Below are 13,355 nucleotides of genomic sequence, written 5' to 3'. Positions count from 1 at the left end.
ACCGATGGCCGACGAGCGGAACCGACACTTCCGCCGGCTGCGCCGGTTGCGGCGCTCCGCCCGGCGGTGGAGCGTCCTGGCCGGCGGGCTCGGCGGCGCGGCGGCGGTGCTGACCCCGTACGCCGGGATCGGCCTGCCGGACGCCGTCTGGGCCGGTGCCGCGGGCAGCGCCATCGCCGTCGCCGCCTGGCGCTGGGCCGACCTCCGCGCGCTGGCCGCCGCGCCGGCACCGCCGGCCCTCGACCCGGCCGAGGCCGCCGCCCGCTCCCGCGCCCGGCTGGTCGCCGCCGTCGAGCGGCTGCCCGTCGGCCCGGGCGTCCTGTCCGAGGTACGCCGGGTCCGCTCCCGCCTGGCGCTGCGCGGCACCTCCGCAGCCACGGCTTGGGCCCGGCTGGACCGGGCGGCACTGACCCTGGCCGGGATGACCGGGCGGCTGACCGGGCTGGCCGAGCCGGCGGTCCAGGAGGCCGCCGAGGCCGACCGCTCCCTGCGCGACCTGGCCAACCGGGTGGCCAGCGTGGAACGGGCCCTCAAGCTCGCCCCGGCCGAGGCCCACGGGTCGCTCGCCGAGGCGTACGGCACCCTGGCCGCCCAGCTCGAGAGCGGGGTCGCCGCGTACGAGCGGCTGGTGGTGGCCGCCGCCGGCTACGTCGCCGAGGACGTCCGGCCCAGCACCGAGCACCCGGCCGCCGCCCGCCTCACCGAGGCGACCGACCTGCTGCACGGCGTGGCCTCGGCCCTGGCCGAACTCCGCACCGCCCACCCCCCACTCCGCACCCCCTGACCGACCTGTGTTGATCAAGAAGTTTGCGTCCGGACCGCGAGAATTCCTGACGTAAACCTCTTGATCAACGCAGCGGGTGGTCAGTCGGGGGTGGTGATGGGGATGGGGCCGGTCCAGGCGGACGTGCCGACGACGTTGAACGACCTGATCCGGTAGTGGTAGGTGACGCCGCGGGCCAGCCCGGTGTTGGTGAACCCGCGGCCGGTGACGCTGAAGGCGGACAGTTCGCGGGTGAATCCGGGGTCGATCGCGCGCTGCACCACGAAGCCGGACCCGGGCCCGGTGGGCGTGCTGGCGGACCAGCTCAGGATCACCGTGGCGGTGTCCGGGGCGGGTGCGGTCGCGGTGGCGCACACCCCGGTCGGCACTCCGGGCCGGGGCGGGGTGCTCACCGTCGCCACCGTGGACCAGGGTGAGGCGGCACCCAGGTAGGTGGTGCGTACCCGGTAGTAGTACGTGGTGTCCGGGGCGACCGCCGCGTCGAGGTGGGCGTCGCCGACCGCGATGGCGGTGGTGCCCGGCCCGCTGGTGAACGTCGGGTTGGTGGCCCGCTGCACGTCCACCCCGGTGGCGAAGGAGCGGTTGGCCCAGCGCAGCGCGACCCGCAGCGGTGCGGCCGGCGGCACCGCCGCGGTCAGCTTCGCCGGCGAGGTGAGCTGCACCGACGCCGGGACGCTGTTCGACCAGGCCGAGCAACTGACCGCGTTCTCCGCCCGGATCCGGTAGTGGTAGGTGACCCCGGGCGTCACTGTCGCGTCGGTGTACCGGGTGGCGGTGGCCGCCACGGTGATCTCGGTGAGCCCGGCGGTGAACGTGGTGTCGGTGGCCCGCTGCAGCAGGTGACTGGTGGCCGGCGGGCGGCTACCGTTGCCCGTCCAGGCGAGCGCGATGGCTGGCAGCACGGTGGCCGACCCGGGCGCCGGGGTGGCGGTCAGCCCGGTCGGCGCCTTGGGGGCGACCCGCACCACCAGGGGCCGGCTCATGCCCTGGTCGCGCAGCCCCGCCGACCGGGTCTGCCAGCGATACTCCCAGCCCAGGTTGACCAGCTGGTTGACCACGGTGGCGGGCCGCCCGTCGATCGGACTGACCGGGCTGCCGTCGAGCCGGACGCCGGCCGGCCGGGTGGGGTCGAGCAGCCGTACGCTGTCGCCGATCTTGAACGGCAGGCCGGGCAGGACCGGGCGCAACGCCACGATCACGTCCTCCCGGGGGTTGACCCGGACGGTCTCCTTCCAGCCCAGCTCGTTGGGGTCGGGCGGGCGCAGCGTGCCGTCCCAGCCGACCCGGTTGACCAGTTGCAGATCGCAGCCGTCGACGTGCACCGGCTGGGTACCCGGGGCGTCCCCGACGATCCGCCACAACTGGGTGCCGTCGACCGGGGCGCCCACCGGCACGGTGGGGTCGGTCGCGTACAGCACCTCGGTGGCCGGGTCGACCGGCCCGAGCGGCAGGGTGGCCGGGGCCAGCGGGCCGGCGTGCGGGTGACCCACGCCGAGCCGCCCCACCGCCCGGCCGTGCCGGGGTTCGAACACCTGCCCGACCGACTTCACCGCCAACGGCAGGGTCACCGGGGTGACCGCGCCCACCGGGGTGAAGGTCACCGAGGTGGTGCGCGCCGGCACGAGCGTTTCCCGAGGCGTCAGCGTGCCGAAGGCGGCGTCGTACGCCGGCTGCGGCACGATCGGCGGCTGCTGGCTCTCCGCGTACGCGCCGGGCAGGCGGGCGGCCAGCCGGGCCAGGTCGTACGGTGGCGCCGGGGTGCCCGCCACCCGGAACTGGAGCAGGGTCCGGGTGTTCGGCCCGTAGCCGGGCTGGGCGGCGGGGAGGCCGCCGATCGGGGTGCGGTCCGGGGCGTCGGTGTGGTGGTCGTAGCGGGGATCGAACCGGGGCAGCGGGGCCGGGCAGTCGTTGTAGAGGATCAGGGTGCTGCCCGGGGGGACGGCGGAGAAGTCCACCACCACGTCGGCCCGCTCGCCGGGGGCGAGCAGCAGGGTGTGCCCGTCCACGTTGAGCACGGTCGGGTCCTGGCGGTCGTAGCGGTAGCCGATCGGCCGGTTCACCAGCACCACCGGGGCGGGCAGCAGGCCGCACTCGTTGCCGACCTGGATCAGGTCCGGGCCGGCGGCGCGCGGGTCCGGCACCCCGCCGTCGCGCCCGTCGGTCGGCCAATACGCCGGCCGCCCGGCCGCGTGGACCGCCTCGACCATCGGCACCTCCCCGGCCTCCGGCTCGGCCAGGTCGCCGTCGTCGGTCCACATCGGCTCGTCCGAGCACGCCCGGTAGAGCTGGAGGTGGAGGCTGCGGTCCGCGCAGGCGTTGAGGATCCGGAACCGGTACGCCCGCGGCGCCACCACCAGGTACGGGTAGGCCACCCCGTTCACCAGCGGGGTGTCCCCGTACGCCTCGGGGACGGCCGACGGGTGCGGCACGCCCGGTGCCAGCGGCGGTTCCTCCGGTTCGGCGACCGGGTCGTGGTGCGGGTTCGGCACCGGGGCGACCCACGGGCTGCCGCCGCCGTCCGGGTCGTGTGTCCACGGCCCGTAGTCCCAGCGGCCCGTGGGGTTGCTGCCGGTGCGGCGATAGGGGTTCTGCCGTGGCTGGTAGACGTGCGGGTGCCAGAGGCTGCCCTTGGCGCCCCAACGGTCCCGGTCCCAGGTCGGGTCCTGGTCGGCGAGCTGCGCGTCGTCCGGTACGAACGTCTTGTCCTGGATCACCAGCGGCAGCTGCTCGGCGGGGAGCACCCCCTCGTCGACCAGCCGCTCCTCGGCCGGATCGGTGAGCAGGTAGGGGGCGAGCTGCCCGGAGTAGACGGTGAGCCGGGACAGGCCGAGCGTGTTGTCGTGCAGCCACATCAGCCGCCCGCTCTGCTCGTTCGGGAAGTAGAGCGTGGTGGCCCCGGCGCCCGGCGGCGGCATGTCCGGCACCGGGACGACCCCGACCCCGGTCGGGTACGGGGTGATCTCGCCGGCCGGGGTGACCCACTGCCACGGGTTGCCCGCGCTGATCCAGGCGGTCTGCGCGCCGGCCAGGTGCGGCACCGCCCGGTTCTGCGGGTACGGCGCCGGCCCGTCCCGCGGCCCGGTCCCGGCCCCGTCGACGGTCTCGTCGACCGGCAGGAAGAGCTCGCCGGCCCGCCCGGTCGGTAGCTGGTTGATGAACTTGATCCGCACCGGCCGGCCGCGGCGGGCCAGGATCAGCGGCCCGAGGTGCCAGGGCCGGTCCGGCGGGCTGACCGTGTTGTGCCCGGACGGGTCGGTGCCCAGGTTGAGCTGGCGATAGCCGCGCAGCCGGGTGGCGGGCAGGTCGCGGTGCAGGTGTTGCGCGTACTCCTGGAGCCCGATCTCGTAGTAGTCGCAGCCGGGCCAGCTGATGGTGTCCGGCACCGCCACCGGCAGCCGGGCGTCCAGCCCGGCGGCGGCCGGCGACGGCTCCAGATCGCTGCGCGGGTTGTCGAACGCGGGCACCGGCAGCGCGTCGACGAACTTGCGGATGCCCGTTCCGGGTACCGGCCGGCCGGCCTGGTCGAGGGTCGGCAGCGGGCTGCCGGCGAAGTTCGGCACCGGGCCGAAGCAGCGGGGCACGGCGGCCGGGTCGAGGCTGGCCGGCGCCGGCCCGGTCTCCTCCTCGGCGAGCCGGGCGGCGGGCACGGTCGGCGTATTGTCCTCGACGGCCCGGACGGCACGGTCCGCCCAGCCCGGCCGGAATCTGCGGAACAGGGCCATGGCTCTCCCCGGGATCGGGGCGCGCCCGCCGCCACCGCGGCGTGGCGGGGCGTACGCGCTGCTGACGATGGGTGAGCAGTCAACCGCAGCATGCGACGCCGAAGCCGGTGAGGGAAGTACCCAATCGTCCCAATCTCGGGCGATCTTGCCGGTTCGTGGAAGTTCCACGGGCCGGCCGCCGGTGTCACCTGGCGAAGCAGATCTCCACCCGCCGGTTCCGAGCCCGGCCCTCCGGGCCGGTGGCGCGGAGGTCAGGGGCGGTCCGGCTGGCAGGCCGGGCACCAGTAGGTGACCCGCTCGCCCTGCTCCGCCTTGCGGATGGCGGTGCCGCAGCGCCGGCAGGGCTGGGCCCGCCGGCCGTACACGTAGCTGGTCTGCCCCCGGTGCAGCGAGCCGGTGGTGCTCTGCGTCCAGCGACCCCGGTTGGCGGCGAGCAACCGCTGCGCGAGGGCGACCGTGCCGGCCAGGTCGGGCACCGCCCCGACCGGGGTCCACGGTGAGACCCCGCGCAGGAAGAGCACCTCACACTTGTAGAGGTTGCCCACCCCGGCCAGGTTGCGCTGGTCCAGCAGCGCCTCGCCGATGCTCTCGTCCGGGTGGGCGGCCAGCCGGCGGACCGCCTCGTCCGGGTCCCAGTCCGGGCCGAGCAGGTCCGGCCCCAGGTGGCCGACCAGCGACTCCTCCGCCGCGGTCGGGGTGAGCGCCAGCTCGTGCAGGTGGTAGCCGACGGCGACCGCGCCGGGGGAGCGGAGCACCGCCCGGATCAGGTGTGCCGGCCGGGCCGCCCACCGCTCGCCCGGGGCGTACGCCCGCCAGGCGCCGTCCATTCGCAGGTGCGAGTGCAAGGTCAAGTCCCGCCCGCCGTCGGTGCGCCCGTCGGGAGCGGTGAGCCGGAGCAGCAGGTGCTTGCCCCGGCTGGCCGACTCCCGGACGGTCCAGCCGGTCAGGTCGGTTGCGGCGAGCTGCGGCACCCGGAAGTCGGAGCCGGTGAGCCGGGTGCCGGCCAGGGCGCGCTGGAGGACGCGGGCGGTGTTCCAGACGCTGTCACCTTCGGGCACCTCCCCATCCTCCCTCGCCCGCCCGGGCCCCGCACCGGCCCGGACTGGGGCTCAGCCGTGGGTCACCGTCACCACGTCCCCGGGACGTACGCCGAGCCGGTCCACCGCCCGGCCCGTGTTGACCGCGACGGCGAGCAGGCCGGCGGAGTCCGGGTACACCACCAGCTCCCCGACCGGGGCGTCGGCGAAGGTGCGCCCGCGCACCGCGAGGGCTCCCGTGACGGCCTCGGCGACGGCCTCAGGTCGCGGCGCGGCGTCAGACGCGCCGAGCTGAGGCTGTCGTAGCGGCGCGGCGTCAGGCGCGCCGAGCTGGTGTGGTCGGTCGGCCCGGCCGGTCACCCGGACCCGGTCCGGCAGCCCGTCGAGGAGGTCGGCCGGGGCGGCGAGTTGGACGTTGCCGAAGTGGTCCACGGTGAGCACCTCGGCGGCGAACCCGTCGGCGGTGCGGTGGAGCACCGGTGCGGGCAGCCGGACCAGCGTCGCCGGGTCCAGCGCCGGGCCGGCCTCGGCGAGCGGTGCGCCGAGCGCGAGACGGGCGGCGACCGGTGCGAAGACGTCCCGGCCGTGGAAGGTGCGGGAGACCGTGGGAGCCGGCCACGCCGGGTTGGTCAGCTCGACCGCGGCGGCGATTCCGCCGAGTGCCGCGGCGGCGTCGAGCAGCAGGCCGTTGTCCGGCCCGACGAGCAGCCCGTTCGGGGTGGCCAGGCCGATCGCCCGGCGTGCGGTGCCGACACCCGGGTCGACCACCGCCACGTGCACCCCCTCGGGCAGGTACGGCACGGTCTGCGCGAGCACCACCGCGCCCCGGCGGACGTCCGCCGGTGGCACCAGGTGGGTCACGTCAATCACCCGGGCTGCCGGCGCGAGCCGGGCGAGGACCCCGTGGCACGCCGCCACGAACCCGTCGGCGAGACCGTAGTCGGTGGTCAGCGAGATGCAGGTGGGCCGGAACATGCGGGGAAGGCTATCCGGCGGGCCGGTGGGAGCGGAACGGCTGACGCCGCCCCTATCGGGTGGAATGTGACAATGTTTCGCCAAACTGGCGATCGGCTCCCGATCGGGGTGGAAGGGTCGCTATGGGCGTCCGAGACTCGGTACCGCCGAGGGCTCCACGAATTTCCCATGCGCCGAGCATTGACGCCCACGCCTGCGCCCGCGCCGTCACCCGCCCTTTCTCGCGGACGCTGGTCCCTGTCACTCGATCGAGAGGAGCAGCATGGCGACGAGGATGGCGCGGCTGGTGACCGCCGGGGCGGTGGCCGCGGCCACCGCCGTCGGCAGCCCGGCGTGGGCCCACGACGGCGGCCATGAGAGGCACCGGACGCCCGAGTTCGACGTGATCAACCAGGTCTCGGACCAGGCGTTGAAGCAGGATTCCCGAAGACCACCGCTGGTGGATCCGAACGCGGTCAACACCTGGGGCCTGGCCCTGGGGCCGGACACGCCGTTGTGGGTCGCCAACAACGGCACCGACACGGCCACCGTCTACAGCGGCGGGGTGGACGGCGCGCCCGTCAACAAGGTCAACATCACGGCCAGCGTGCCCGGTGGGCCGACCGGCGCGGTGTTCAACGACACGGACGGCTTCGCGGTGCCGGACGGGGGTGGCAACGCGCCCGCCAGGTTCATCTTCGTCACCGAGAGCGGCGACGTCATCGCGTGGAACCAGAAGGCGGGCGCCAATGGAGTCGTCGTCGCGCACGGGGAGGAGGGTGCGGTCTACAAGGGAGCGACCCTGCTGCATACCGACTCCGGCAACTTCCTGCTCGCCGCCGACTTCCACAACGCGCGGATCGACGTGTTCGACGAGGACTTCGACAAGGTCGACCTTTCGGACCGCCGGTTCCAGGACCGGGACCTGCCGGAGGGCTTCGCGCCGTTCAACGTGTTCGCGGTCGGGGAGGCGGTCTACGTCAGCTACGCCAAGCAGGACGCGGCGGCCCACGACGACGTGCCCGGTGAGGGGCTCGGCTTCGTGGACCTCTTCACCGACTTCGGTCGCCGCGTGTGCCGGGTCGCCAGCAGGGGGACGCTCAACGCGCCGTGGGGCATGGCCATCGCGCCGAAGAGCTTCGGCCGGTTCGCCGGTGACCTGCTGGTGGGCAACTTCGGCGACGGCAAGATCAACGTGTTCGACGGGAACGAGTTCGAGGGCCTGCTGCGGGACGACGACGGCGACGTCATCACGATCGACGGTCTCTGGGCGCTGCTGCCGGGGACCGAGCAGACCGGCGGCGAGGGAACCCTCTGGTTCAGCTCGGGGCCGGACGACGAGCAGCACGGCCTGGTGGGTCAGCTGATCCGGGCGAACTGACGGCCGGCTGTCCGCTGCCGCGCCCCCGGGACCACCCCGGGGGCGCGGCGCCGTTCGCGCGCCCGTGCGGCTCGCCGCCGGCCGCCGGCCGTCGGACGCTGGACGTCGGACGCCGGTCGTGCTTCGGCGGGAGGCGCGAGGGTCAGCCGCGCAGGCGCAGGCCGCGCGGAGTGGCTCGGAAGCCGGCGGCGGTCAGCGCGTCGCGCAGCGGCGAGGAGTGCACCGCCTCGCCGTCGGCGCGCTCTACCGAGATGGCGCCGAGGGCGCCGGAGTGCACCGCGTCGGCGAGCGCCTTGCCCGCCGCGGCGAGCAGGTCGACGTCATCGGTGAACGACAGCAGGGTCCGCCCGCCCCGCTCCACGTAGAGCACCGGCTCCCCGCCGACCAGCACGACCAGCGCGCCGGCCTTGCGTCCGGCCCGGTGCCCGGTGGCCGGCGTCGTGCCGTCGCCGGAGTCGACCACCCGTTCCGGCCACGGCAGCGCCGCGCCGTACGGGTTGGCCGGGTCGGTGGCGGCGAGCACCAGGGTCGGCCCGCCCGGGCCACGAGCGCCGTCGGCCGGGTCGGCCAGGGCGCGGATCCGGTCCACCGCCCCGGGCACCGCGAACTGGGCCGCGCCCAGCCCTTCCACGAAGTAGCCCCGGCGCGCGGCGCCGCGTTCCTCCAACGCGGACAGCACCGGGTAGACCGCGGCGAAGCCGCCGGTGACCTGCTCGGCCATGACCGCGCCCCGGGTGACCACGCCGTGCCGTTCCAGCAGCAGGTCGGCGAGGGCGGCGGCCCGGCGGGTCGGGTCGAGGTCGCGATCGGGCAGCCGGGACCAGCGGCCGGCGACGGTGGGCGGGCCGCCGCGGCTGGGCAGCGCCACCCGGCCCGGCCGGCGGTAGCGGGTGCGCGGCGCGGACGGCCGGGACCGGTGCGCGCCGCCCCCGCCGAGCACCGCCCGCAGCGGGGCGAGCGTGTCGTTGGTGAGGTGCCCGGCCCAGACCAGATCCCAGATCGCCGCCGCCAGCGCGGCGTCGTCGGTCGAGCCGATCCGGTCGGACAGGGAACGGAAGAAGAGCGCCTGCCCGTCGGCGAGCGCGCCCAGCACCGCCTCGTGCAGCGGGGTGCGGGTCAGCGCCTCGTCCGGCGGCGGGAGCAGCAGCGGCGCGGCGTCCGCGTACGCCAGGGTGATCCAGCCGTCGCCGCCGGAGATCGCCCCGGACCCGGCCCACACCACCTCCCCACTGGCACAGAGCTCGTCGAGCTGGGCGGGGGAGTAGTCGGCGACCCGGGCGGGCAGCACCAGCCGTTCCAGCGCCGACGCCGGCACCGCGGCGCCCTGCAGCTGCTCCACGGTGGCGGCGACCGCCTCCACGCCCCGCGCCGACGAACCGACCTGCTGCCAGCGGGGCAGGAACGCGGCGAGGGCGCGCGGCGGCACCGGCTCGATCTCCCGCCGCAGCGCCGCGAGGGACCGCCGGCGCAGCAGCCGCAGCACCTCGGCGTCGCACCACTGGCTGCCGACGCTGTCCGGGGCGAACTCGCCGGCGACCACCCGCCCGGTGGCGGCGAGCCGGCGCAGCGCCTGCTCGACCACGAACACCCCGAGCCCGAACCGGGCGGCGCAGGTGGCCGCCGCGAACGGGCCGTGGGTCTTCGCGTACCGGGCGACCAGGTCACCGAGCGGGTCGGCCACCGGCGCGAGGTATGCCTCGGCCACCCCGACCGGCAGTGCGACGCCGAGCGCGTCCCGCAGCCGGGCCGCGTCCTCCACGCCCACCCAGCGTTCCTCGCCGGCGATCCGGACCCGCAGCACCCGCCGGGCCGCCGCCAGCTCGTCCAGCCAACCGGCGGGTACGCCCCGCTCGGCCAGCTCGGCGTCGCTCAGGTCGCCGACCACCCGGAGCAGCTCCACCACGTCCTCGGCGTCGCGGGGGCGGCGTTGCTCGGTGCGCCAGCGCAGCTGCCGCTCGGTCTCGGCGAGCACCGCCGGGTCGAGCAGCTCCCGCAGGTCGACCCGGCCGAGCAGCTCGCCGAGGAGCCCGGAGTCGAGGGCGAGGGCGGCGGCCCGGCGCTCGGCGAGCGGCGCGTCGCCCTCGTAGAGGAACGCGCCGACGTACCCGAAGAGCAGCGAGCGGGCGAACGGGGACGGGCGCTCGGACGCCACCTCGACCAGGCGTACCTTGCGGGCCGCCAGGTCGCGCATCAGCTCGGCGAGCGCCGGCTGGTCGAAGACGTCCTGCAGGCACTCCCGGGCGGCCTCCAGGGTGACCGGGAAGTCGGCGTACTCCCGGGCGACGTCGAGCAGCTGGGCGGCCCGCTGGCGCTGCTGCCAGAGCGGCTGCCGGCGGCGCGGGTCGCGGCGGGGCAGCAGCAGCGACCGGGCCGCGCACTCGCGGAAGCGCGCGGCGAAGAGCGCCGAGGTGCCGACGGACTCCTCGACGAGCTGGGCGATCTCGTCGGGCTCGAAGACCACCACGTCGGCGCCGGGTGGCTCGTCGGCGGTGTCCGGCAGCCGCACCACGATGCCGTCGTCGGCGGGCATCACCTGGGCGTCCACCCCGTACCGCTCGGCGAGCCGGCGGCCGATGGCGAGCGCCCAGGGGCCGTTGACCCGGGCGCCGAGCACCGAGTGCACGGCCAGCCGCCAGTCGCCCAGCTCGTCGCGGAACCGCTCGACCACCACCGTCCGGTCGTCGGGCAGCGCCCGGGTGGCCCCCTTCTGCTCCCGCAGGTACGCCATCAGGTTGCCGGCGGCCCAATCGTCCAGCCCGCCCGCGCGTAGCGCGGCGACGGCGTCGGAGTCGCTCTGCCGCAGCAGCGCCCGGATCCGGGCGCCGATCGCCCGGCCCAGCTCGACCGGGCGGCCGAGCTGGTCGCCCTTCCAGAACGGCATCCGGGCGGCCTGCCCGGGGGCGGGGGAGACCAGCACCCGGTCGGGGGTGATCTCCTCGATCCGCCAGGACGACGAGCCGAGCAGGAAGACGTCGCCGACCCGGGACTCGTAGACCATCTCCTCGTCCAGCTCGCCGACCCGGGCGGCCCGTTCGGCGCCGGCCAGGAAGACCCCGAACAGTCCCCGGTCGGGGATGGTGCCGCCGCTGGTCACCGCGAGCCGCTGGGCGCCGGGCCGGCCGGTGAGCACGTCGGTGGCCCGGTCCCAGACCAGCCGGGGCCGCAGCTCGGCGAAGGCGGTCGACGGGTAGCGCCCGGAGAGCATGTCGAGCACGGCGTGCAGCGCCGAGTCGGGCAGCTCGGCGAAGGGGGCCGCCCGGCGGACCAGCACGGCCAGGTCGCCGAGCAGCCAGGGCTCCAGGGCCACCATCGCCACGATCTGCTGGGCCAGCACGTCCAGTGGGTTGCGCGGGTAGTGCAGTTCCTCGATCGCGCCCTCGGCCATCCGCTCGGCGACCACGGTGCAGGAGAGCAGGTCGCCGCGGTGCTTCGGGAAGACCACGCCCCGGGAGACCGCGCCCACCTGGTGCCCGGCCCGGCCGACCCGTTGCAGGCCGGCGGCGACGCTCGGCGGGGCCTCGATCTGCACCACCAGATCGACCGCGCCCATGTCGATGCCGAGCTCCAGGCTGGAGGTGGCGACCACGGCGGGGAGCTGCCCGGACTTGAGCGCCTCCTCGATCTGCTTGCGCTCCTCGCGGGAGACGCTGCCGTGGTGGGCCCGGGCGATCACCGGTGGTGCGCCCGCCGCCGCCCCCGACTGCGCCATCACCTCGGCCGGCTGCCGGGGCGCGCGCAGCGGCCCGCGGCGCGGACCGCCGTCGGCGGCCGCCGGGCCGTCGTCCCACCCCGGCCGATCGGGTACGCCCACCGGCCGGCCGCCCTGCGCCACGTGGCCGCCGCCCGGGGCGCTTGCCGCCTCCAGTTCCTCGGCGGCCAGCTCGTTGAGCCGGGCGCAGAGCCGTTCGGCGCTGCGCCGGGAGTTGGTGAAGACGATGGTCGACCGGTGCGACCGGACCAACGAGAAGACGCGTTCCTCGACGGCCGGCCAGATCGACGGCCGGCGCGGGCCGGGGCCGCCGAGATCGTCCTCCGGCGGCTCCTGCTCGTCGAGGCGGGTCAGGTCCTCCACCGGCACCTGCACGCTGACCTCGATGGTCTTGCTGCTGGCCGGCTGCACCACGTCGACCGGGCGGGCCCCGCCGAGGAAGTGGGCGCAGCCGTCGACCGGCCGGACGGTGGCGGACAGGCCGATCCGCTGTGCCGGCGCCTCCAGCAGCGCGTCGAGGCGTTCCAGGGAGAGCGCCAGGTGGGCGCCGCGCTTGGTGCCGGCGACCGCGTGCACCTCGTCGACGATGACCGTCCGTACGCCGCGCAGCGAGTCCCGGGCGGCGGAGGTGAGCAGCAGGAACAGCGACTCCGGCGTGGTGATCAGGATGTCCGGCGGGGTACGCGCGAAGGACCGGCGCTCGTCGGCCGGCGTGTCGCCGGTGCGCATGCCGACGGTGATCTCCGGCGGGGTGAGACCGAGCCGGGTGGCGGCCTGCCGGATGCCGGCCAGCGGGGCGCGCAGGTTGCGTTCCACGTCGACCGCGAGCGCCTTGAGCGGGCTGACGTAGAGCACCCGGCAGCGCTGCCGGGGCTCGGCCGGCAGCGGTTCCTTGGCCAGCCGGTCCAGTGACCAGAGGAACGCGGCCAGGGTCTTGCCGGAGCCGGTCGGGGCGACGACCAGGGCGTTGCGCCCGGCCGCGACCGACCGCCAGGCGCCGGCCTGGGCGGCGGTGGGTCGCGCGAAGGCGGCGGTGAACCACTCCCGGGTCGCCGCGCCGAAATCCGCCAGCACCGCCGCGTCCCCGCCGGTCACCTCATCCGCCACGCTCCCATCCTGCCTCGCCGATGTGACATTCGGCCCGCAGCGAGCGCTGTTCTGTCCGGCTCAGCCGCTTACGCGGCGGATGCGGCGTTGCATGCGTTAAGTCTTACTTAACTGCTTGCTCGCGCCGCGCAACATAAAGTAACTTCACTCGCAACGCAGCGTGGGGTGGAGGGCTTGGATGACCGTCGAGGAGCGAGACTCCGGGCCCGGGACCGATGTGCTGATCCGCAAGGTCGACGGCCACCTCGCCGCGCTCCGCACCGGGCTGCACGGCCCCGAGTTGGAGCTCGCCGAGGAGCTCGCCCGGTGCCTGCGCGAGCTGGTCGTCGCCACCGCCCACTCCAGCGCCGCCGACCGGGCCCTGGTCCGCGCCGCCGTGCACTATTTCGTCCTTCGCCGGGAGAGCCGCGGCAAGCTGCTGCCGGTGCGCTCCCTGGCCGCCGCGCAGCGGGTGGTCAACAAGGCGGTCCGCCAGCTCGGCCGCCCGGACCTGCTGGTGGAGACCCGCCGGGACCGCCCCGCCCGGTCGCCGGCGGTTCCCGCCGGCGACCCCGCCCTCCGCTGACCACCCCGTCCACCCCGCCCACCCCCCGGCCCACCCAACGGCGGAGCTCAGCCGGCGGCGAGCAGCGCCCGCACGGGGGCGACCGCCGATCAAGAA

At 75.7% G+C, this 13,355-nt stretch carries 7 protein-coding genes; 3 read left to right on the top strand and 4 right to left on the bottom strand.

The genetic code is table 11. The annotated features are described in order from the left end of the window. Window positions 1–4 precede the first annotated feature (4 nt). A complete protein-coding gene (locus tag ACGF4F_RS21675) occupies window positions 5–784 on the top strand; it encodes a hypothetical protein (RefSeq protein WP_393079616.1) in 780 nt (259 codons plus the stop codon). 80 nt (window positions 785–864) lie between these two features. Here ACGF4F_RS21675 and ACGF4F_RS21670 read toward each other — a convergent pair whose 3' ends face one another. From ACGF4F_RS21670 to ACGF4F_RS21660, 3 genes are all read right to left on the bottom strand, one after another. Next, a complete protein-coding gene (locus ACGF4F_RS21670) occupies window positions 865–4,506 on the bottom strand; it encodes a multicopper oxidase domain-containing protein (protein ID WP_393079613.1) in 3,642 nt (1,213 codons plus the stop codon). 251 nt (window positions 4,507–4,757) lie between these two features. After that, window positions 4,758–5,564: a DNA-formamidopyrimidine glycosylase family protein gene (locus tag ACGF4F_RS21665; RefSeq protein ID WP_393079610.1), complete on the bottom strand. Its 807-nt coding sequence runs from the start codon at window positions 5,562–5,564 to the stop codon at window positions 4,758–4,760. 51 nt (window positions 5,565–5,615) lie between these two features. Continuing rightward, the gene (locus tag ACGF4F_RS21660; protein WP_393079607.1) at window positions 5,616–6,518 is read right to left on the bottom strand and encodes an S-adenosyl-l-methionine hydroxide adenosyltransferase family protein; all 903 of its coding nucleotides are present in this window, start codon (window positions 6,516–6,518) and stop codon (window positions 5,616–5,618) included. A 262-nt stretch (window positions 6,519–6,780) separates the two neighbouring features. Between ACGF4F_RS21660 and ACGF4F_RS21655 the strand changes: the two genes are divergently transcribed. Next, complete coding sequence (locus ACGF4F_RS21655; RefSeq protein WP_393079604.1) at window positions 6,781–7,878, top strand: TIGR03118 family protein; 1,098 nt, start codon at window positions 6,781–6,783, stop codon at window positions 7,876–7,878. Window positions 7,879–8,020: 142 nt separating this feature from the next. On the opposite strand, the gene ACGF4F_RS21650 is transcribed toward ACGF4F_RS21655, so the two are convergent. Next, window positions 8,021–12,694, bottom strand: coding sequence for a DEAD/DEAH box helicase (locus ACGF4F_RS21650; RefSeq protein ID WP_393079601.1), 4,674 nt, complete (start codon window positions 12,692–12,694; stop codon window positions 8,021–8,023). A gap of 178 nt (window positions 12,695–12,872) precedes the next feature. Here ACGF4F_RS21650 and ACGF4F_RS21645 point away from each other — a divergent pair, with 178 nt between their 5' ends. Further along, window positions 12,873–13,259, top strand: a complete 387-nt coding sequence (locus ACGF4F_RS21645) for a hypothetical protein (protein ID WP_393079598.1) — start codon at window positions 12,873–12,875, stop codon at window positions 13,257–13,259. The last annotated feature ends 96 nt before the right edge of the window (window positions 13,260–13,355 follow it).

Origin of the sequence: Micromonospora sp. NPDC047740, from assembly GCF_043204735.1 — a bacterium.
GTDB lineage: Bacteria > Actinomycetota > Actinomycetes > Mycobacteriales > Micromonosporaceae > Micromonospora.
The sequence above is the reverse complement of the archived record's forward strand: the minus strand, read 5'-3'. Positions and strand labels throughout refer to the sequence as shown.

Coding starts and splice junctions, on each gene's coding strand:
- ACGF4F_RS21670 (WP_393079613.1), bottom strand. CDS start 4,506: ATGGCCCTGTTCCGCAGATTCCGGCCGGGCTGGGCGGACCGTGCCGTC.
- ACGF4F_RS21655 (WP_393079604.1), top strand. CDS start 6,781: ATGGCGACGAGGATGGCGCGGCTGGTGACCGCCGGGGCGGTGGCCGCG.
- ACGF4F_RS21645 (WP_393079598.1), top strand. CDS start 12,873: ATGACCGTCGAGGAGCGAGACTCCGGGCCCGGGACCGATGTGCTGATC.
- ACGF4F_RS21675 (WP_393079616.1), top strand. CDS start 5: ATGGCCGACGAGCGGAACCGACACTTCCGCCGGCTGCGCCGGTTGCGG.
- ACGF4F_RS21660 (WP_393079607.1), bottom strand. CDS start 6,518: ATGTTCCGGCCCACCTGCATCTCGCTGACCACCGACTACGGTCTCGCC.